Source organism: Acidomonas methanolica (assembly GCF_004346035.1).
GTDB classification, from domain to species: Bacteria; Pseudomonadota; Alphaproteobacteria; order Acetobacterales; family Acetobacteraceae; genus Acidomonas; species Acidomonas methanolica.
In genome coordinates this window covers 12,861-32,429 of sequence record NZ_SLZN01000030.1, presented here as the reverse complement: position 1 = coordinate 32,429, position 19,569 = coordinate 12,861, and the positions used below count along the sequence as shown (strand labels likewise).

General features: G+C 64.8%; 18 protein-coding genes and 1 pseudogene. 7 read left to right on the top strand and 12 right to left on the bottom strand.

Features of this window, described 5'->3' with window-relative positions; genetic code table 11:
- Positions 1–84: 84 nt before the first annotated feature.
- A pseudogene (locus tag EDC31_RS18550) lies at positions 85–225 on the bottom strand (IS3 family transposase); the annotation flags it as partial.
- Between the two features lie 243 nt (positions 226–468).
- Between EDC31_RS18550 and EDC31_RS14880 the strand changes: the two are divergent.
- Complete coding sequence (locus tag EDC31_RS14880) at positions 469–642, top strand: DUF1328 domain-containing protein (RefSeq protein WP_042061806.1); 174 nt, start codon at positions 469–471, stop codon at positions 640–642.
- A 104-nt stretch (positions 643–746) separates the two neighbouring features.
- Here the strand turns inward: EDC31_RS14880 and EDC31_RS14875 are convergent, their stop codons facing one another.
- The gene (locus EDC31_RS14875; RefSeq protein ID WP_042061804.1) at positions 747–1,649 is read right to left on the bottom strand and encodes a LysR family transcriptional regulator; all 903 of its coding nucleotides are present in this window, start codon (positions 1,647–1,649) and stop codon (positions 747–749) included.
- 114 nt (positions 1,650–1,763) lie between these two features.
- Between EDC31_RS14875 and EDC31_RS14870 the strand changes: the two genes are divergently transcribed.
- On the top strand, positions 1,764–2,609 hold the full coding sequence (locus tag EDC31_RS14870; protein ID WP_042061802.1) for an NAD(P)H-dependent oxidoreductase: 846 nt from the start codon (positions 1,764–1,766) through the stop codon (positions 2,607–2,609).
- On the opposite strand, the gene EDC31_RS14865 is transcribed toward EDC31_RS14870, so the two are convergent.
- Complete coding sequence (locus EDC31_RS14865) at positions 2,600–3,346, bottom strand: MFS transporter (RefSeq protein ID WP_204366712.1); 747 nt, start codon at positions 3,344–3,346, stop codon at positions 2,600–2,602. The genes EDC31_RS14870 and EDC31_RS14865 overlap by 10 nt on opposite strands.
- Positions 3,346–4,512, bottom strand: a complete 1,167-nt coding sequence (locus EDC31_RS14860; RefSeq protein WP_042061799.1) for an L-dopachrome tautomerase-related protein — start codon at positions 4,510–4,512, stop codon at positions 3,346–3,348. The genes EDC31_RS14865 and EDC31_RS14860 overlap by 1 nt, the downstream gene beginning before the upstream one ends.
- Before the next feature lie 412 nt (positions 4,513–4,924).
- On the opposite strand from EDC31_RS14860, the gene EDC31_RS14855 reads away from it, so the two are divergent.
- From EDC31_RS14855 to EDC31_RS14845, 3 genes are all read left to right on the top strand, one after another.
- Positions 4,925–6,958: an NAD(+) synthase gene (locus EDC31_RS14855; RefSeq protein ID WP_042061797.1), complete on the top strand. Its 2,034-nt coding sequence runs from the start codon at positions 4,925–4,927 to the stop codon at positions 6,956–6,958.
- A 71-nt stretch (positions 6,959–7,029) separates the two neighbouring features.
- Entirely contained in the window at positions 7,030–7,296 is a 267-nt protein-coding gene (locus EDC31_RS14850) for a metal-sensing transcriptional repressor (RefSeq protein ID WP_042061795.1), read from the top strand.
- Between the two features lie 9 nt (positions 7,297–7,305).
- Positions 7,306–8,460: a nickel/cobalt efflux transporter gene (locus EDC31_RS14845; RefSeq protein WP_042061794.1), complete on the top strand. Its 1,155-nt coding sequence runs from the start codon at positions 7,306–7,308 to the stop codon at positions 8,458–8,460.
- Between the two features lie 16 nt (positions 8,461–8,476).
- On the opposite strand, the gene EDC31_RS14840 is transcribed toward EDC31_RS14845, so the two are convergent.
- From EDC31_RS14840 to EDC31_RS14825, 6 genes are all read right to left on the bottom strand, one after another.
- Positions 8,477–9,649, bottom strand: a complete 1,173-nt coding sequence (locus EDC31_RS14840; RefSeq protein ID WP_042061792.1) for an acyltransferase family protein — start codon at positions 9,647–9,649, stop codon at positions 8,477–8,479.
- A gap of 157 nt (positions 9,650–9,806) precedes the next feature.
- Complete coding sequence (locus EDC31_RS17810) at positions 9,807–11,069, bottom strand: hypothetical protein (RefSeq protein ID WP_081797901.1); 1,263 nt, start codon at positions 11,067–11,069, stop codon at positions 9,807–9,809.
- Positions 11,070–11,288: 219 nt separating this feature from the next.
- A complete protein-coding gene (locus EDC31_RS14835; protein WP_052512215.1) occupies positions 11,289–12,422 on the bottom strand; it encodes an SEL1-like repeat protein in 1,134 nt (377 codons plus the stop codon).
- Entirely contained in the window at positions 12,419–13,045 is a 627-nt protein-coding gene (locus EDC31_RS17805; protein WP_052512213.1) for a phosphatase PAP2 family protein, read from the bottom strand. The genes EDC31_RS14835 and EDC31_RS17805 overlap by 4 nt, the downstream gene beginning before the upstream one ends.
- Positions 13,038–14,444: a hypothetical protein gene (locus EDC31_RS14830; RefSeq protein WP_042061790.1), complete on the bottom strand. Its 1,407-nt coding sequence runs from the start codon at positions 14,442–14,444 to the stop codon at positions 13,038–13,040. The genes EDC31_RS17805 and EDC31_RS14830 overlap by 8 nt, the downstream gene beginning before the upstream one ends.
- A gap of 10 nt (positions 14,445–14,454) precedes the next feature.
- Entirely contained in the window at positions 14,455–15,603 is a 1,149-nt protein-coding gene (locus EDC31_RS14825) for a glycosyltransferase (RefSeq protein ID WP_042061788.1), read from the bottom strand.
- Between EDC31_RS14825 and EDC31_RS14820 the strand changes: the two genes are divergently transcribed.
- A complete protein-coding gene (locus tag EDC31_RS14820; protein ID WP_132127141.1) occupies positions 15,602–15,799 on the top strand; it encodes a hypothetical protein in 198 nt (65 codons plus the stop codon). The genes EDC31_RS14825 and EDC31_RS14820 overlap by 2 nt on opposite strands.
- Before the next feature lie 25 nt (positions 15,800–15,824).
- On the opposite strand, the gene EDC31_RS14815 is transcribed toward EDC31_RS14820, so the two are convergent.
- On the bottom strand, positions 15,825–16,391 hold the full coding sequence (locus EDC31_RS14815) for a polysaccharide biosynthesis/export family protein (RefSeq protein ID WP_042061785.1): 567 nt from the start codon (positions 16,389–16,391) through the stop codon (positions 15,825–15,827).
- A gap of 54 nt (positions 16,392–16,445) precedes the next feature.
- Complete coding sequence (locus tag EDC31_RS14810; protein ID WP_158310363.1) at positions 16,446–17,750, bottom strand: outer membrane beta-barrel protein; 1,305 nt, start codon at positions 17,748–17,750, stop codon at positions 16,446–16,448.
- Positions 17,751–18,071: 321 nt separating this feature from the next.
- Here EDC31_RS14810 and EDC31_RS14805 point away from each other — a divergent pair, with 321 nt between their 5' ends.
- Entirely contained in the window at positions 18,072–19,562 is a 1,491-nt protein-coding gene (locus tag EDC31_RS14805) for an exopolysaccharide biosynthesis polyprenyl glycosylphosphotransferase (protein ID WP_052512209.1), read from the top strand.
- The last annotated feature ends 7 nt before the right edge of the window (positions 19,563–19,569 follow it).

Genomic DNA, 19,569 nt, shown 5'->3' with positions numbered 1-19,569 from the left:
ATGACGCCAGAGGCTTTCGCTCAACACGCCAAAAAGGCATACAACAACCCACAGACCCTAACTCAAAACTGAGGGCACGTTCGGGGCAGGGTCACTCTCACCCCGCAGGCCATCGAGCACAATGCGGATCTTCTCTTCCGCTGAATACTGCCGGCGCGTCGCCCGACGGATATCGCGGATCAATCGCTCCCCGGAACGCGTCTCCGGCAAGGATTTCCGGCTCATGCTTCACTCCTTCGTCGTTACGATGAGCCAGAAATCCTCCTTTATCCAATCCGCCAATTCCGTCCCATAGGTCCTGACGGCGGAGATCCCGACCCGGCAAGCATGCGCTTTGGCCGTCCATGAAATGAACTTTTGGCAAGGATGGATCGTTGCACCAGCGCCGAGTGCGGCGTGTGCCGTTTTCTGCCCCTAGCCGTCCGCCGTTCATTACGGTGGGCGAGCCGTATTTCCGGAGTGAAAGTCATGGATTTGTTGCGCTGGACACTTATCTTTCTCGTTCTCGCCCTGATTGCCGGAGTGTTCGGCTTCGGTGGGCTGGCGGGCGATTTCGCCTATATCGGCAAGATTCTGTTCTTCATCTTCGTGATCCTGCTGATCGCGAGCTTCATTTTCGGGCGAGGGCGCGGCGGATTGTGACGGGAAAGGCGCGCATGGGCGCGACGCCCTGAGCACTCCCTGACAGCGCTCCATGATCTGGCCGGTCGGACGGAAAGCGACCGCGCCGGGATGTCTGCGCGGGCTCAAAGCTCCGCGGCGAGTGTGACGAAACGGTCCCGCAACCATCGCTGGAGCGGATGGGTCGTCGTCCGGTCATGCCAGATCATGGCCAGTTCGAACCCCGGCACGCCAAGGGGGGGATCGAGGACCTGCAACCGTTCCCGCGCCTCGCGAACGATGCGCGCCGGCACGACAGCGATCATGTCGGATTTCGCGACGATCATCGGGACGATCAGGAAACCCGGCGTGGAGAGGACGACGTGCCGCGATCGGCCCATGGCCTCCAGGACGGTGTCGGTGGGCCCCGCGAAGCCGCCGCCGTCAGGGGATACGATGACATGATCGAGGGCGCAGAACTGGTCGAGATCGATCCTGCCCCTGACCGCGGGGTGGCCGGCGCGCGCGATCAGAACATAGTCCTCGCGGCAGAGCACGCGCATCCTTAACTGCTCGGGCGCCGTTTGCGGGCGGTTGATCGCGAGATCGATCGCTCCGCGTTCCATCTGGCCTTGCAGGCTCGTGAGATCCAGGCTGTGCCAGGAGATGCGCAATCCAGGCGCCTCCTGCCGCAGGGCGTGAACGAGCGGCAGGAGCAGGGCGCTCTGGGTGTAATCGCTGGCCGCGATGCGGATCGTGCCCTTCGCCCTGGCGGGGTCGAAAGCCGAATCCGTCGCCACGACCTTCCGGACGGCTTCGAGTGCCTCGTGCAGACGCGGCTGTAACTCCAGCGCCTTCTGGGTCGGCACCATGCCGCGTTGAACCGGAAGCAGCAGCGGGTCGTCAAAGATGTCCCGCAAGCGTGCGAGGCGCGTCGACAGCGCGGGTTGGCTCAGGTTCAACCGACGTGCGGCATGGGTCACGTTGCGTTCGGCCAGCAAGGTATCGAGCGTGACCAGCAGATTGAAGTCGAGTTGGCTGGTATCCATTCCGCAGATACCAGCACATAGATGCTTTGATTTCAAGAATGGGTCATCGGTTTCTAGTTTCGGCGGGAACGGCCGAAATCCGGCTCCTTCCCCCCTCTTGTTCAGGATCACCGCATGAGCAACGTCCTCATCGTCCACGCCCATCCCGAAGCCCAGTCGTTGACCAGTTCGTTGAAGACTCTCGCGGTGGAGACGCTGACCGCGCAGGGCCATCAGGTTCAGGTTTCGGACCTCTATGCCATGCACTGGAAGGCCGTCGCCGACGCGGCCGATTTCCCGCAGCGCAAGAATGCCGACCGGCTGCGCTATGCATCTGAATCGGGCAACGCCTTCGCCACGGGCACCCAGCCTGCCGATGTCGCGGCCGAGCAGCAGAAGCTGCTATGGGCGGACGCGGTCATTCTTACCTTTCCGCTGTGGTGGTTCAGCGCGCCGGCGATCCTCAAGGGCTGGGTCGAACGCGTCTATGCCCATGGCTTCGCCTATGGCGTCGGCCCGCATGGGGGCGAGCGCTGGGGCGACCGCTACGGCGAAGGCGTGCTCGCCGGACGCCGGGCGATGGTCGTGGTCAATATCGGCGGGCGCGAGCCGCACTATAGCGAACGCGGCGTGAACGGCCGCCTCGACGAGATCCTGTGGCCGATCCAGCACGGCGTGCTCTTCTATCCGGGCATGGAGGTCATGCCGCCCTTTCCCGTCTTCCAGAGCGACCGCATGTCGGAAGAGCGCTGGATGGAAGTCGCCGCCGCCTTCAAGGTGCGGATGACCAACCTCTTCACCGACACGCCGATGCCGTATCGCATGCAGAATGGCGGCCATTATGACGGGCAGCAGGTGCTCAAACCCGGCCTTGGCGCCGGTGAAACGGGCCTGCGCATCCATCTGGTGCAGCCGGGTGATCCCGTCGAGCATCTCGACACGACCCGAGCGGATAATACCGCACTAGCCGGCTACGTTTGAACTCGGTGCCCATCATGCGCGCGTCGCTCGATCAGTGCCCCCGTTTTTCGGTCGCGAACAGGATCGTCGCAGCGCCGCAGAGCGCGATCCCAATCAGGGTCGTGATCCACCAGCCGCCATCGACGAAGCTGAGCGAGCCCAGGATCGAACCGACGGCGCCGCACAGGAACACGACCGTCATATAGGTGGCATTGACCCGGCCCCGCGCTTCGCTGCTCAGGGTGTAGACCACACGCTGGCTCAGCACCTGATTCGCCTGCACCGCCGCATCGAGAGCGATCGCGGCGAGCGCCAGAAGAGGCATGGCGCGGCGAGCGCGACGCCTCGGATGACAGGTGGGCGGCCAGTGGAACGAGCACCTGAGTGCCGACTGCCGCCATGCCCAGCACGAAGGAAAACACGAGGAAGGGCATGGTCGATCGGCTGGCGACCAGACCGGCAAGGCTGGCGATCATGGCCGCGGTGGTCGTCAGGATCAGCCTGCGGTTTTCGAGCAGGTCTCCGAGGCAGACGATCAGGAACAGACCCGCGCCGTAGCCGATCTGGGTGATGGTGACGACAAGTCCGGAAAGATTGGCCGGCATGTCCAGATCCTGAGCGATCGGGCCGACCAGCGATTGCGCGTAATAGATGTTGGCCACCGTCGCGCCGCAGGCGAGGGCAAAAAGGCGGATCGTCGCCGGGGACAAGCCGGCCGGTACAGCCGTTTCCGCTGCAACCGGCGCGCTATCAGACATTACGCCTTGCGATCGATGACAGGAGGCCCGTCAAGCGGCGCGCGCACGAGAAGATAGGGCGGTTGGCGCAAATCGCGCCCGCCGTTGAAGCCGGGCAGCCGGTTCCACTGGCCGAGCGTGCAATAGACATGGGTGTCGGTCGCGAAAATGCCGTCCGGCCAGATGATGCGCGGATCGCGCACGACGACCTCGACATGGCCATCCGGGTGACGCCGCATGATCGCGTCATGTTCCCCGGCGGTCAGGTAGATACGGTCCTGCCCGTCGGTCGCGAGACCGTCGGTCATGACCTTCTCGCCATGGTCGACGACACCCGCGGCGAGTTGTACCTCCGTCGTCGTGAAATCCGCAATGAGCGCGGTCGGAATCGAATAAAGCCTGCGACTGGTCAGTGGCGAATAATAGAGCCGGCGACTGTCGGCGCTGAGCGTGATGCTGTCGACGCCACCGACCGGAAAGGTGGGATGCGACGGATCGTAGCGCAGCGGGCGTCCCTCCAGCACCGCGAGGAAGCCCGGTTCCGGCCGGGTCGACGGATGGTCCGCCAGCACGCGGCGCTGGCGGCCTGAGGCGATATCGACCACGACGAGCGCCGGCGAGGTGCCGAAAGAGGAATCGGCGACATAGGCGGTGCCTTTCTCGCCATGGGTCAGGTCCACGCGCAGGTCGTTCATATGGCTGTCGGGCCGCATCGCCGGCGGGGTCAGGACGATATGGGCGATCACGTCGTCCGTTGCGGGATCGATCCCGATGATCTTCGCGGCACCGGGGGGGATGGGCCGTCCCACGATCTTGCCGTCGTCGATCGCCCAGAGGCGCCCTCTGGTATCGGTCGTCATGCCGTGGACGGAGACGAGACGATGCGCGGGCGCCGCATCCGAGGGCAGGCTCATCGCCGCATTGGGATAGGGCACGAGCGTGCCGCCGCGCAGCTCGGCCAATGTCGCCTTGTCATGATTGTCGGCATGCCGGGGAAATCCCACGAAGATGCGTCCCGTTGGCGTGACGGCGATCCCCGAGGGGCCGGGCCCGTCGAAGGCCGCCACGACCTCCAGCGACCCCCACGGCATCGCATCCCCGGAAACGGTATTGGCGCGCGCCGAGGGTCCTGTCAGCGGCAGCGCCACGGCCCCTGCGGCGCCAGAAAGAAAAAAGCGTCGGTGCATATGCTGTCTCCAACCTGTTCGACGCAGCGCCTGAGAGGCTAGACGCTGGTTTTTGATGAGGAAAACGAGTTGTTCTGATCCTGTGCATTCGATCGTCGAATGATAACATTGCGCGGCCGGGATGTTGACGATGATCGGAGCGGGAATGGAATGACCTCAGGGCCTTCCGGTGATGTCACGTTAACTCGACGACTTTGTGAACATTCTGGCTGCAGGGTTTTCAGGCCGTGATGGTGGTTGCGACGCTCCCGGCTTTGCAGGATCTCGTCGAGCACGCAGCCGTCCTGTTAACGTGACATCACCGTTTCCAATGTTTCTCCAGAAAAAGAGGACGTCCGGTCCGCCCGCTTTCAAACGTTCCAAAACGCCGCCCCACCATGCTACACCCGACCCGCATGGGAGGAAAAAGACAGTGACGGCCGATTTCCATAACCCGTACCGCCACGGCTTCGCACGGATCGCCGCCTGCACCCTGCCCGTGCGGCTGGCCGATCCCGCCGCCAACGCTGCCGCCCTCAGCGTCGAGGCCGCCGCCTGCTCGGCGGAGCACGTGGCCATCGCCGTCTTCCCCGAACTCTGCCTCTCCGGCTACGCGCTCGACGACCTCCGCCAGCAGGACGCCCTGCTCGACGCGGTGGAGCGCGCCCTGCACACCCTCGCCGAGGCGTCGCGCGCATGGTCCTGCGTCGCTGTCATCGGCGCGCCCCTCCGCCACGCCGATCGCCTGTTCAACTGCGCCGTCCTTCTCCATCGCGGGCGCATCCTCGGCATCGTGCCGAAATCGTATCTCCCCAATTACCGCGAATTCTACGAGGCGCGGCAATTCGCCCCCGGCGTCACCCGCCGGAACGAGACCCTGACCCTCGGCGACATGTCCATCCCCTTCGGCACGGACCTCCTCTTCACCGCCGAGGACGTCCCCGGCCTCACGCTCGGCGTCGAAATCTGCGAGGATCTCTGGGTGCCGACCCCGCCCAGCACCGCTCTCGCGATGGCCGGGGCCAGCATCATCGCCAATCCTTCCGCCAGCAACATCACCATCGGCAAGGCCGAGGACCGTACGCTTCTCATCCGCTCCCAATCCCTCCGCGCCCTCTGCGCCTACGCCTATGCCGCCGCAGGTCCCGGCGAATCCACCACCGACGTCGCATGGGACGGGCAGGTTTCCCTCCACGAAGTCGGGACCCTCCTCGCCGAATCCCCCCGTTTCCCGCGCGCCGCCGCGCGCGCCGTCGCCGATATCGACCTCGACCTGATCCGTCAGGAACGCAGCCGCATGGGCAGCTTCGCCGCCTGCGCCGACGCCCAGCCTCCGCTCGTCTGGCGGCGCATCCCGTTCCGCGTCGCTCCGCCCGCCGCCGCGATCCCCCTGCGCCGCACCGTCCCGCGCTTCCCCTTCGTCCCGGCCGATCCCGGCCGCCTTGCGCAGGATTGCTACGAAGGCTGGACCATCCAGGTCAGCGCGCTCATCCAGCGCCTTTCCGCCTCGGGCGTCCGGCGCATGGTCATCGGCGTTTCCGGCGGACTCGACAGCACGCTGGCGCTTCTCGTCTGCGCCCGCGCCGCTGACGAACTCGGCTGGCCCCGCACCGCCGTCGCGGCCTATACCATGCCCGGTTTCGCGACCGGCGCAACCAGCCTCGCCTTCGCCCGCCGCCTCATGTCCGGCCTCGGCGTCTCCGCCCACGAGCTGGACATCCGCCCCACCGCCCGCCAGATGCTGGAGACGATCGGCCACCCCTTCGCGAAGGGCGAGGCCGTCCACGACGTCACCTTCGAGAACGTGCAGGCCGGTCTGCGGACCGATTTTCTCTTCCGCCTCGCCAATCAGCTCAACGGCCTCGTCATCGGCACCGGCGATCTCTCGGAACTCGCTCTCGGCTGGTGCACCTATGGCGTCGGCGACCAGATGGCGCATTACAACGTCAATGCGGGCATGCCCAAGACCCTGATCCAGCACCTCATCCGCTGGCTGGCGCGGGAAGGGGACTGGGCCGAGGCCGTCGGCCCCCTGCTCGACGAGATCGTCAGCGCCGAAATCTCCCCCGAGCTTGTCCCCGGCGACCATCCCCAGAGCACGGAAGCCAAAATCGGCCCGTATGCGCTTCAGGACTTCAACCTGTTCCATACCTTGCGTTACGGCTTCCGCCCCGCGAAGATCGCCTACCTCGCCCTCCATGCCTGGTCCGACGCCGCCCGAGGCGCATGGCCCGCCAATTTCCCTGAAGACCGCCGCGTCGCCTACGACCTTCCCGCCATCCGCCACTGGCTGGAGGTCTTTCTTCGCCGCTTCTTCGCCTTTTCCCAGTTCAAACGGTCCGCCATGCCCAACGGTCCCAAGCTCACCCCCGGCGGCGGCCTCTCCCCGAGGGGCGACTGGCGCGCACCCTCCGATTCCACCGCTGTCGCATGGCTTGAGGATCTCGAAACCGTTCCGAAATCGTAAGGCTGCGAAGGTCGTTCCCGGCCCGCGCGCATTGGCTTTGACAACCACCCCCTTAGGGGGTAGGGTCAGATATGAAACATTCATCGCATCCGGAAATCGTCAGGCGGCTGAAGCAGGCCCACGGCCAACTCGCCGCAACCCTCTCCATGTTCGATGACGGCAGGTCGTGTCTGGATCTGGCGCAACAGCTTCAAGCCGTGGAAAGCGTGATCCACAACGCCAAAAGGACGCTGATTCAGGATCACATGGCGCACTGCATCGGCGACGCGATCGGTGAGCCTCGAATGAACACGGAACAGGCGATGCGCGAGTTCAAAGCCTTGTCCAAATATTTGTGACGCTCCGCCATGCAGTCGCTTCCCCAGCTTCTCCAGCAGGACGCCACCCACACATGGCTGTTCATCCCCACTGCGATTCTTCTCGGGGCGCTTCATGGCCTGGAACCGGGCCACTCCAAGACGATGATGGCGGCGTTCATCATCGCGATTCGCGGAACTGTCGCGCAGGCGATTCTGCTCGGTGTGTCCGCCGCGCTCTCCCATACGGCCATTGTCTGGGTTGTGGCGCTTGGCGGCCAGTATCTGGGGCGCGGACTCGATGCAGAAGCGGTCGAACCTTATCTGCAACTCGTTTCCGCCGTCATCATCGCGGGTATCGCGGCATGGATGATCTGGCGGATACGCCACGGTCGACGGCTGGCAGCGGCCGCGGAGCATCATGATCACGAGCATCACGATCATGGGCATCATCATGGCGGGGATGTCCGAAGGATCGATACCGGCCATGGCGTCATGGCGCTGGAGGTGTTCGAGGAGGGTGTGCCGCCGCGCTGGCGTATCCGCTTTGAAAGCGGTCATGGCTGGGCCGCCGACGACGTCTCCGTCGTCACCGAGCGGGCCGACGCGTCAACTCAGGTGTTCGCGTTCGTGGATCGTGGCGGCTATCTCGAAAGTCGCGAGGACATCCCCGAGCCACACGCGTTCATGGCGCGGGTTCGTCTCGGCCATGGCGGGCACACGCATGATTACGACGTGCCGTTCGTCGAGGGGCATGGGCACGATCATTTGCATGAGGAGGTCCACGGCCTGAATGTGGTCGAGGGCGGCGCTTATATCGACGCGCATGAACGCGCCCACGCGGACGACATCAGCCGGCGCTTTCGGGACCGTAACGTCACGACCGCGCAAATCATCCTGTTCGGCCTGACCGGCGGTCTCATCCCGTGTCCGGCGGCCATCACGGTGCTGTTGCTGTGTCTCCAGTTGAAGCAATGGATGCTCGGCGTCGCGCTGGTCGGATTTTTCAGTGTGGGGCTCGCCGTCACGATGGTGACGGCCGGGGTCGTCGCCTCCCTGAGCGTCAGGCAGGTCCGGAAGCGTTGGAGCGGATTCGGCGCGCTCGCGCGGCGCGCGCCCTATGCATCCGGTGTGCTGATGCTGCTGGTTGCTCTCTACATGGCGATGTCCGGTCTGGCGGCCTTGGCCAGCCATCACGCCGGGTGAGCCGGTGATAAAGTCGTCAGAGCCCGACTCGCACGCGCGACGGCCTGATCTGGGAAACCGATCGCCCCAATGCGTTGAACGGAAGTTCGATGGTTCTGTGCAAAATATGCGCCACGGTGAAAGTGACGGCCACTGACGGCGCGCCGACCACCAGGAAACGCGCGTCATTCGAGAGCGGCGCGAGAAGCGGGGCTTCGAGTCGCGCCACGACCACGATGACGAGGAAGTGCAGGAGATAGACGCCAAAGGAAATATCGCCGAGCCAGACGAGCGGGCGCCAGGAAAGCCAGCGTGCCGCGCGCCCCGGCGCGGCCAGTCCCCAGATCACGCAGGCGGCGCAGACCGCCTCGACGAGTGCGGTCAGGGGGGCGTGGAAATCCAGCGCGGACGGGAGGAAGAACGACACGATCTGACGGGCGCAGATCAGGGCGAGCGCCGCGGCGATGAAGAGCCAGCCGTTCAGGCGCAGCCCCGTCCGCCGGAGGATATCGAACGTCACGATCCCGAAAATGAAGTCCACGGCGTAAATGAAAGGCAGGCTCTTGCCGCCATGCCCGGCTCCGAGGAAGGAAATCAGGATGAACACGCCCAGAAGGCAGGCGGATGCCGTGATTCCCCGGTCGCATATCTTGACGAGCCATGGAAAAATGATCGCGACGAGCAGCTCGATCATCAGCGTCCAGTTTTGCGGCACCAATGTGCTTTTCAGCGAGAGAAGACACATCATCAGCCCGGAGGGGCTGAGGGACAGGCCGTGCGGCATCAACCCCTCGAACCATGCGCCCGCGCCGGGGATCGTTACGGCCGAGAGCGGGCTGCGGACATAGGCCAGGGAAAGCAGCGTCACGACGATCAAAAGCGGCAGGATGCGGAAACCGCGGCGGATATAGAACTGGCCGGCCTTGAGCATCCCCAGCGGACGGGCGAAAAATGACGGGGTCAGCACGAAGCCGCTCAGCACGAAGAAAATGACGACGGCGGCGTGAGAATTGAACAGGACGTCTTCCATCGGATGCGGAAGGAAACGCTGCGAGGGAGGGAAGCACGAAATCAGGTGCCGCATCAGCACGATGAAGGCGGCGATCCCGCGCAACGATTGAAGCGCATCGATCTGGCGGTGGCCCTTCACAGGGCCGGTTCCGCTCGATGTGACCAGGTTGCGTTCTTCCTGCTGTGTGCTGCTGTCCATATGGATCGCCCGGATGCCAGAGAGTCCCTGATTGGGTGTCGATACTGACGGGTAGATAATGAAACTAAGCCACGACTGAATATTCGCGTCGAAGAAAGACCGCCGCACCCGGTGGATGCGGCGGTCTCCTTAATCCGTCAAAAAAACGGAGAAAGGGTCAGCAGCCGAAACCTGGGCCGTTATGCGTCGGGATCACCGGGGGCGCGCCGCAGCCCGGGAAGGAGCCGTGCGGATCAGCGCCCCAACCGGGACCCGCGTTTCCGCACGTCGAGGAGCCGGCGCCCCATTGGCCGCCCCAGCCGCCATTGTTGCCGCCGAAGCAGCCATTGTTGCCGGCCAGCTGGCCCCAGTTGCCGTTGTTCGTGCCGCAGGAGGAACCCCAGCCGCCTTGACCACCCCAGCTTCCGCAGTCCCAGCCGCCCTGGCCACCCCAGCCGCCCTGGCCGCAGCCCCAGCCGCCTTGGCCACCCCAGCCGCTATCGCCCCAGCCACCTTGGCCACCCCAGCCGCAGCCCCAGCCGCCTTGACCACCCCAGCCACCCCAGCCGCCGCAACCGCCCTGGCCGCCGGTGCCGCCGCCGGTCGTGCTCGCCGGCGTGATCAGATAATCGCCGGCCTTGTCCTGGGTGATCTGCAACTTGCCCGGAACGTAGCCCGAGGCGAACGTTACGTCGCTGAGCGTCAGCGTGTGGTTGCCGGATTCCTGAACGACGAGGCTGTAGGTGCCGTCGCTGTTCTTCGTGTAGGCGGCCGAAAGCGGCGTCGCGCCCGTATTGGCCGTGATCCCGAATTCCGTCTTTGCCGACACATTGTTGAAGGCCGTCGAGATCGGCGTGTCCTGGCCGTCGAGGAAGAACTTCTCGTGCGCCGAGGGGTCGAAATTCACGGTCGCGCCGGTGGCGTCGAACCCGGTAAAGACCGAGCTGTGACCCTTGAGGTTGAGGGTCAGCGAGTCGGCGACGTTGATCTGGTGGGTCTGGCTGCCCAGCGTCGAATTGACGAGATTGACCGTTCCCGTGCCGGTCAGACGGTCGCTGGGGTTGAAATAGACGTTGCCCTGATTGTTCTCGATGGTCAGCGTGCCGCCCAGCTCGTTGATGGAGCCCAGATCCACGGCCGATGGCGTATTGACGACGATCGACCCGCCCTGGAAGACCTGGAAGGACGTGGAGGAGAACACCGGCGACGTTTCGCTGGAGCCGCAGCTCCGCGCGGTAATGTCGAGGGTGCCGTAGTCGCCGATCGTGAGGCTCGGGATCACGATGCTGGAGGGTGTGCACGCGACGGCCAGCGCCGGGGAGCAGGCGCTGATGCCGGTGATGTTGATGTCATGATAGTTGGCAACTGAAGCATTGGCGCTCCAGTTGGAATTCAGGTAGAAATCGTGGGACGTGGTACCCGTCCAATAAGTCGTCGCCATGACTAAAAAACTCCCTGCACAACGAGATCATTTACCGACCCACCAGTCGTAACCTGTGACGGCTTCGCGGACTGCCGTTGTCATGGCATAGGAAACATCATATCGTCCCGTTAATACATCGTTAATATTTGTTTTTTATAAACAATTTGGCGGTTTTTTCACGTCATGACCTCGTCCATGCGTCGCCCCTCCGCCGCGGGTGCGTCGCGCGAGGAGGGATTATGCGCGGGGCGGCGGTTTCGGCCTGGCGCGTTCGGCGTCCAGCGCGGCGAGGAGCTGCACCGCCGGCGCATGACCTGTGGCGGCGGCGCGGCGGAACAGTTCGACCGCTGTCCGCTGGTCCCTGGGCACGCCAAGACCGCGCCAGTGAAGCTGGCCGAGCGTCACCATGGCGCCCGGGTGGCCCGCCTCCGCCGCCCGGCGGTACCAGGCGGTTACCTCCGCGTAGTTCGGCTTGGGCGCTCCCATCTGGAGGATGATGTCCCCCACGATGGCCATGGCGTCCACATCGCCCGCGAGCGCGGCCTTGCGGAGCCAGGTTTCCGCCCGGTGCGGATCGGCGGCCACGCCGATGCCGTTATAAAGGGCGATGCCGAGTTTCCGCTGGGCCGGGACGAAATCCAGCTCGGCCGCCTGCGCGAACAGGGCGGCCGCCGCTGCCGGGTCGGCGGGTTCGTCCCGCCCCTGTTCGGCGATCATCCCCAGAATGTAAAGGGACTGGGCCGAGCCCTTTTCGGCCGCCAGACGTACGACGCGCACGGCGTCCTCACGGTCGGCCCTGTCCCTGGCGCGGTTCAGGAGCAGGACGCCGTATCCTTGCAGCCCGTGCACGTTGCCGGCCTCCGCCGACTGGCGGTAGAGATCGAGCGCGCGCGGCGGGTCGCGCAGGGATTCCGGGCCGCTCAGGAGGATCTGGGCCGCCAGCGCCTGCGCGTCGGTATGGCCCGCCCCGGCGGCGCGCAGCGCCCAATTCAGCGCGCTTTCATGGTCGGGCGCGGCAGCGGCGGCCTTGCCGAACGGGTCCGCCTCCGCCGTAGGGGCCTTGGCGCGGCCCGCCTGATTCAGGAGCGCCATCTGGAACTGCGCATTGAGATGCCCGGCTTGCGCCGCCGCCTCGATCCAGCGCAGCGCTTCGCCGAGATGAGGCGGAACATGTTCCCCGGCGAGGTACAGATTGCCGAGGAAATATTGCGCCTCCGTCCGGCCCTTGCCTGCCAGCCGCGCGAGCAGGGCGATCGCCTGCGGGCTGCGTCGGGCGGCGAGCAGTTCCCGCGCATGTTCGATCTCCGCCTCCTCGTCGAGGAAGACGCCCGCGCGGCGCGCGGCGCGGGCGAGAAATCCGTCTCGTTTCATGATGCGCCACCTGACTCGTCCGGCGTTGCGGGAGAGCATGCCAGGGGTCGGAGAAATTGGTGTGAGACCTGTTCGATCCACCGCTCTGCCGGCGAGCGGACGCCGTGCAGCAAGACCGTCGTGGCGACGCATCCCGCGAACAGCGCGCAAATCTGCGTCGCCGATGCCGCCGGCCGTCCTGCCGTACCTTCCAGCCGCAACCGCACGAGCAACAGGGCCGCGACCCCGCCCAGCCCGATCGCGCCGCCGACCAGGACTTCGGGGAGGTCATGCGCGCCGAGGAAAAGCCGCGTCGCCCCGATGAGGGCCGCCACGGCGATCGCCGCCGGAAGCGCGGCGAGGGCGGACGGGAAAAACAGGACCGCCATGCCGCCGAAGACGAAGGTCGCCCCGGCCGTATGGCCGCTCGGGCTGTAGAGCGGATGGTCCGGATGGCGGCCGCAGGCTTCGAGGAGGAGCTTGAGCATCAGGACAGTGCCGAAACTCGCCACGGCGAGTCCCAGCCATGCGGCGGCGAGGCGAAAGCGCTTCTGCCAGACGAGGATCGCGGCGCCGATCCCGATCAGCGGCCAGAGCAGGTACTCGTCCCCGAAATCGCTGATATAACCGATGAGATCAGCCATCGGCCCCGACACTTGCGGGCTGTCGGCCGGCGGCACGCAACCGGACCGTGGCCGCGACGAGCATCGCGACCAGAATATAGAGATCGAGCGTGCCGAGCGACGGGCCGGAGACGACGTTTCCCATGATCCGTCCGAGCAGGGCGCAGATCGTGGCCTCGATGACCCAGGCCTCCGTGCTCTGCCTGCGCCCGGAGGCGCGAAGGGCCGCTATCGCGGCGCGGAGGAGCTGCCAGTCGGCGAAGAGTAGCCCCACCAAGCCGACGATGCCGATCGTGGACAGAAAGCTCGGTATGAGACTGGATGAGCGGTTGCTGCCCCAGCCGGTACCCAGCCCATGGGTCTGGTAGAAGGCCGTCATGGCGTCGGCGTCCTTCTGGGAGCGTTCCTTGTAGGAAAGGCTGTTCTTTTTATCCATCGTATCGGTCATGACGTCTTGCGCCGCCCGGATGACGTCCGGCGCGAAGACCGCAAGGGTGGCCGTGGCGCCGCCGAAGAACAGTACCGCCACGGAAATGAAGAGGGCGAGACGCCGCAGGAGGCGGGGCGAATGGGTGATGATGGCGTAGGCGAAGAGCATGACGATGCCGGCGGCCAGTGCGACATAACCGGTCGTCGAGGTGGTCGCCAGCAGGGTGAGGGCGCTCAGCACCACCACAGCGCGCGTGATCCAGCCGCCATATCCCCGCAGCACCGACCAGACGGTGGCGTAGAGCACGCCCGTAAGCGCCGTCGCGCACGCGGCGGGTTCCGGATAGGTGGAATTGATGCGGGGAACGGGGCCGGTCATCTGCGTGTTCAGGATCGCCCAGCCGGGATTCGAGTACAGGAACGTCTCGGGAAACGGCACATGGGCGAGGCGTTCCGCCGCTTCCCAGGCGCCGATGAGGCAGACTACGGCGCCACCGAGAATATAAATCTCCAGAAGCCTGCGCAAATCCGCCTCGCGCCGCATGAGGAAAAGCGAGGTCAGCACGAACATGACGAGATTCAGGATGACGTAGCAATCCTGCGTGTAGTTGCCGCGGCTCGGCGCGAGCAGCATCTGGGTGCCGACGGCGTCCAGCTTCTGTGGCCAGACGAGAACCTGGTTCTCGAAGACGCGGGGCAGGATGATGGAGCCGGCGAGCGTCCAGGCGCCTATGACAAGAAGCGGCAGGCAAAGATGGAGCACGCGGCCTGCCATCGGGAAGCGCGCGCCCAGCAGGAGTTGCAGGCCGATATAGGCGATGAAGCAGAAGGAGGGCGCGGCCGAGGGTTGCAGCCCCATCCCGCCGAGGGTCAGCACGGAGGCAGCCGAAAAGATGCCGCCGAACAATGCGAGTTCGAGCAGCCTCTGCGGCCTGTTCCAGAAGAGGAAACTGAGAGGCCAGAAAACCAGCCCCATCGCGGTCACGCCCATGTGACGCGCGTCATTCCGAGTTGCCGGCCGAGTTGCCGGACATGAATTCCGCCCATTGCGCGTCCACCAGTTCCATGAAACGCGTGCGGAAGATCTCCTCGGAGAACCGCTCGGCATTGGCGCGGCAGAGCGCCGGTTCCCATGTCGGCGTCGCCTCGAACCGGGCGATGGCGGCGATGATCGACTCGGCCGTCTGGTCGGGGAACAGGATGCCCGTTTCGCCCGCGATCACAATGTCGCACGCGCCGCCGCGCCCGTAGGCGATGACCGGCGTGCCGCAGGCCTGCGCCTCCACCATCGAGATGCCGAAATCCTCTTCCCCGGCATAGACGAAGGCGCGCGCGCCCTGCAACGCCTCGACGAGCGCGCCGGAGGGGACGTGGCCGCGCAGTTCGATATTGGCCGCGCCTTCGGCCAGGGCGTCGATCCGCGCCCGTTCCGGCCCGTCGCCGATCACGAGCAACCGTTTGTCCGGCATCCGCCTGAACGCCTCGATGACGAGATCGGCCCGTTTGTAAGGGACGAGCCGCGCGACCATCACGTAATCGCCGCGTTCCTTCGGCCCCGGCGAGAAGCGGCTCACATCGACCGGGGGCGGCAGGACGAAGGCGTGGCGTCGCCATGTCTTGCGGATGCGGCGGGCGATATAGTGGGAGTTGGCCACGAACAGGTCCACGCCGCTGGCGGCGCGGACGTCCCAGTTCCGCAGGCGGTGGAACAGCCAGCGCACATAGAGGCTGAGCGGCCCGCGCGTCAGCTTGCTCTGGCGGAGATAGGTGTTCTGAAGATCCCAGGCATAGCGCATCGGGGAGTGGACATAGCTGACATGGAGCTGGTCCGGTCCGGTGATGACGCCTTTGGCGACCGCATGATGGCTGGAGATGACGATATCGTAGCCGGTAAAGTCGAGCTGCTCGACAGCGAGCGGCATGAGGCCTAGATAATGACGAAACAGTTTGCGCGCGAAGGGAAGCTTCTGGATGAATGTCGTGCGGGGCCGCTTTCCGGCGAGTTTCTCGCGGTCGGCGGCGGGCAGAAAATCAACAATCGCGAAAAGATCGGCGTGAGGGTAACACTTTATTAGTTGTTCGAGGACATGTTCCGAACCGGCCCAGTTTTCAAGCCATTCGTGAACGATCGCAACGCGGGCGGGTGTCATGTCGATATTATCCAACCATTCTCGGGTGGGGACAAGCGCCACCGTTCTGGAATGCGCCAAGGAGCGGCCTGTTCATCCGCCCCGTAGACGCGCGAAAGCGGCGGGCGAGCGCGCGCCGGACGGTGCCGGCATGGCACTGGCCGTGCTGCTCGGCGCACTCTTCTGGGGTCTGCTGTGCCTGTTTCTGCTTCGCTGAACACTGGCATGAGTGCGGCGCGGCATCAGAAATGCCTTTCATAGATTTTGATGACGTCGCCCGGCTTGACGAAATCCTGCGGCAGCAGGGAGCCGGTGACGACATGCCCGCCCTCCTGGCGCACGACATAGGCGCTTTTCTGCCATGAGCGGTAGGTGAACCCGCCGGCGGCGGCGACCGCCGAGAGCAGGGTCATGCCGGGCTGATAGGCGTATTGGCCGGGATGGGCCACTTCGCCGATGATGGAGACGAGGCGATAGGCCGTCACCTGCACCGCCACATCCGCGTCGCGCAGGATGCCTTTTTGACGAAGGCCGGCGCGGATCTGATCGGCGAGTTCGGGCGTCGTCAGCCCGGCGGCCCGAATGTCACCCAGAAGCGGCAGATCGATCCTGCCGGCGCTGTCGATCCGGAAATCGCCGGTGAGCTGGTCCTGCCCGTAGGTGATCACCCGCACCTCGTCATCCGTGCCCAGCCGGTATTGCGCCGGATCATAGGGCGGAACGGGTTCCAGCCCGCTTCCCGGCGCGCATCCGGCAAGCAGAACCCCTGCGGACAGGGCGAGCAGAAGGTTTCTGCGGGAGGTCGGCATGGAGAACGTATCCTTGAAAAGCGGGGAGGGGGGGGAAATCGGGCTGGTTCCCGTCTAAAGGTAATAGTGAAGAGTCAATGTCGCGGTGTCGATATTATATCGGGTGCTGCCGACGGCGTTGGCATTCAGGAACTGGTTCTGGAGACCAAGTACAAAATGACGGTCGATCGACCAGCCGCCGCTGAGATCGAACGCCACGTTGGATTGCGATCTGCGCTCCATGTACAGAGGCGTGCCGCGGAAGATTTCCGGGGTGGAGGGGCCGCCGCCCTGCTGGACGCTGACCCCCGCTTCCAGCACGATATTCCGCGCATAGACATGGCGCACCCTGACGGAGGCGGTCGTGTAGATGAAGCCGACGACCGATTCCGCCGCGCTGTCCGCGATGCCGCGCGACAGGCTGAAGGTGACTTGCGTCAGCCGCGTCGGAACCCATCGCCCGTCGACCTCCGCGTAGAACGTGTCGATCGGCTTGTAGAGCGCGCTGGCGTAGCGGCGATATTGATAACCGCCGACCATCCGCACGCGCCACAGCCCGGCGCCGGAATATTCATAGCCCGCGAGCGCCGCCAGGCCATTGGAATCGCGTGACGGAAGGTGGAGCTGGTCGTTCGTGTAGCGGATTTCCGTGCCCTGCATGAGAGCGAGCAGCGCGCTGTCATCCGCGAGCGCGTAACGCAGGGCGGCGCCTTCGCTGACGACGACGCGGTTGCGATAGGCTTGCCGGAGATACGGGTCGGTGGTGCTCATATTATCGAAGTTGAAGCTGTTGAGCCGCACATCCGGCACGATCGAGATCCTGCCGCGAGTCGGGACGAGAAGATTGAGATCGAAGGCATCGAGCCGGTAGGGAACGGGGCGGTCCAGCGCGGCGGCGCCGAGATCGGTCGGCATCTGGGTGAGCTTCTGATGGTTGTAGCTGTAGGAGAGGCGGTTCATGCCGAAATCGCGGTATCCTTGCAGGCCGGCCGTCCAGTTCGTCCGGTCCTGGATGCTTCGGCTCGGGTAATGCAGCGAATTGACGCTCAGCATCACGTCCGTCCGTCCTGCGGTTTCCAGCAGGCGACCGCCCAGTTCCGCGTTGGTCTGGAGGGCGACGCTTGGATGACCGCCATAGAGTCGATCCGCGTTGTTGGTGTAGCCGACGCCCTGGGACGCGTAGCCATGCACCGAGAGCGGGCCGAAATTCCAGCCCTGCGCGGCATAGCGCTGAAGCGTGTCGGCCTGAAGGGCGTCCATGGCCGGGTCGTCGGGCGGACCGCCGAGCGCGGAGAGATTCTGCGTGATGATCTGCGCCCTCGCCACGCCGCACGCCAGCATTGCTGCGGCTAATATTACCGTGCGGAAGACCGGGACCAAGCACATATACTCCGCGTTCGAACGGGCTCTTCAGATTATCGCAAAAAAATTAACAGATGGATCTCATGGACGCCAGACCCATCCGGGGCATGCGGAAAAATTCCTGTTTTCTATGCTTTAATGCTTTATTAATTGTCTTCGCCGCAGACCGCCGCGCTATAGCTCCCGAAGAGTTTCCGTCGGGCAATACAGCTTGCCCTCATGGAATGACATAGCGGTATCGGGACATTTACAAACGACCGCCGGTAGTCCGATTTATATCTCGGTAATTTTCTCATCGAATGAGCGAGGTGGCGAATGTCGGCGAGGAAAGGTGAAGTAATGATCGGGGTGGATATTCGGCGTCCGCCGGTCGGAAGGGTGATTGACGCGGGTGTCGAAACGGTCTCGGCGGCGCAGAGGCTCGCCGCCCTCATGCTGCATCCGTGGTGCGCGCGGGCGACGGGTTGCCTGCTGATAGCCAGCGACGCGGCGGCACTCGCGGCGTCGGTCTGGTTCGGCGTGTTCCTCGCGCGGGGAATGCGCGATGTGTCGGGACGCGCGCCGGATCTGACGCCGGTCACGCGGCACTTCCATCTGGCGCTCGTGCATACGCTGCCCATCGCGCTCTGCATCCTGCTGTATTTCGTGCTGGCTGGTGTCTACACCTCGCGCCGTTCCTTCTGGAGCGAGTTCGGGCGGTTGATCGCGGTCTCCGGCTTCGCGCTGCTCGCCGCGGGTTTCTGCGCGTTCGCGTTCGATCTGAACGGCCCGCGTGTCGAGTTGCTGCTACCCTGGCTCCTGTTTCCGTTTCTGGCCGAGGCCGGGCGCCAATATTGCCGCCGCGTGCTGCATCGTTTCGGCTTGTGGCAGATTCCGATCATCTCGGTGGGCAGTCCCGAGGATGTGGAGACGGCGCGCCGCGTGATCGACAGTGAATCGTTGCCCGGCTACAAGATCGTCGGCGCCCTCTCGCCGGACGAGGCGCTCCGGCAGATTTCCCGTTCTCCCACGCTCGGCCGCGACGGTCCGTTCCGCATCCTGCTCTGCGTCGAGCCGGCTTCAGCCGAGGGGAGCGAACTGATCGAATGCCTCACGCGGCGGCGCATCCCGTTCGTGGCCATTCCGCCGACCGCCAACCTGCCGGCGCATTCTTTCAGCACCGCCGCCTATTTCAGTCACGACACGATCCTTCTCTCCTATCGCAGCAATCTCGAAGACCCCATCCTGCGTGGCGTGAAGGTGGCGTTTGATATGATCGCGGCGGCCCTCATCCTGCTGATCGCCTCGCCGGTCTTTCTCGTTCTTTATGTTCTCATCGCCCTCGATGGCGGGCAGCCGATCTACGGACATCGCCGTATCGGACGCGGCGGACGCGAGTTCCGCTGCCTGAAATTCCGCTCCATGGCCCGCAACGGCGACGAGATCCTGGCGCGGATTCTGGCCACCGATCCGGAGGCCGCCGAGGAGTGGAACCGCACGCAGAAACTGAGCCGCGATCCGCGCATCACGCGAATCGGACATTTCATCCGCAAGACCAGCCTCGACGAATTGCCGCAGCTCCTGAACGTATTGCGCGGGGAGATGAGTCTCGTCGGGCCGCGCCCCATTGTGCGGGCGGAAATGCGGCATTACGGCGAGGAAATCGAATTTTATTATGCGGCCCATCCGGGCATCACGGGCCTGTGGCAGGTGAGCGGCCGGAGTGACACCAGCTATGCCCGCAGGGTGGAACTGGATCGCTGGTATGTTCGCAACTGGACTTTGTGGCACGACGTAGCGATCCTGGCCAAAACCGTCCCGGCGGTGCTGCAGCGACGCGGCGCGCGCTGAGTCCTGA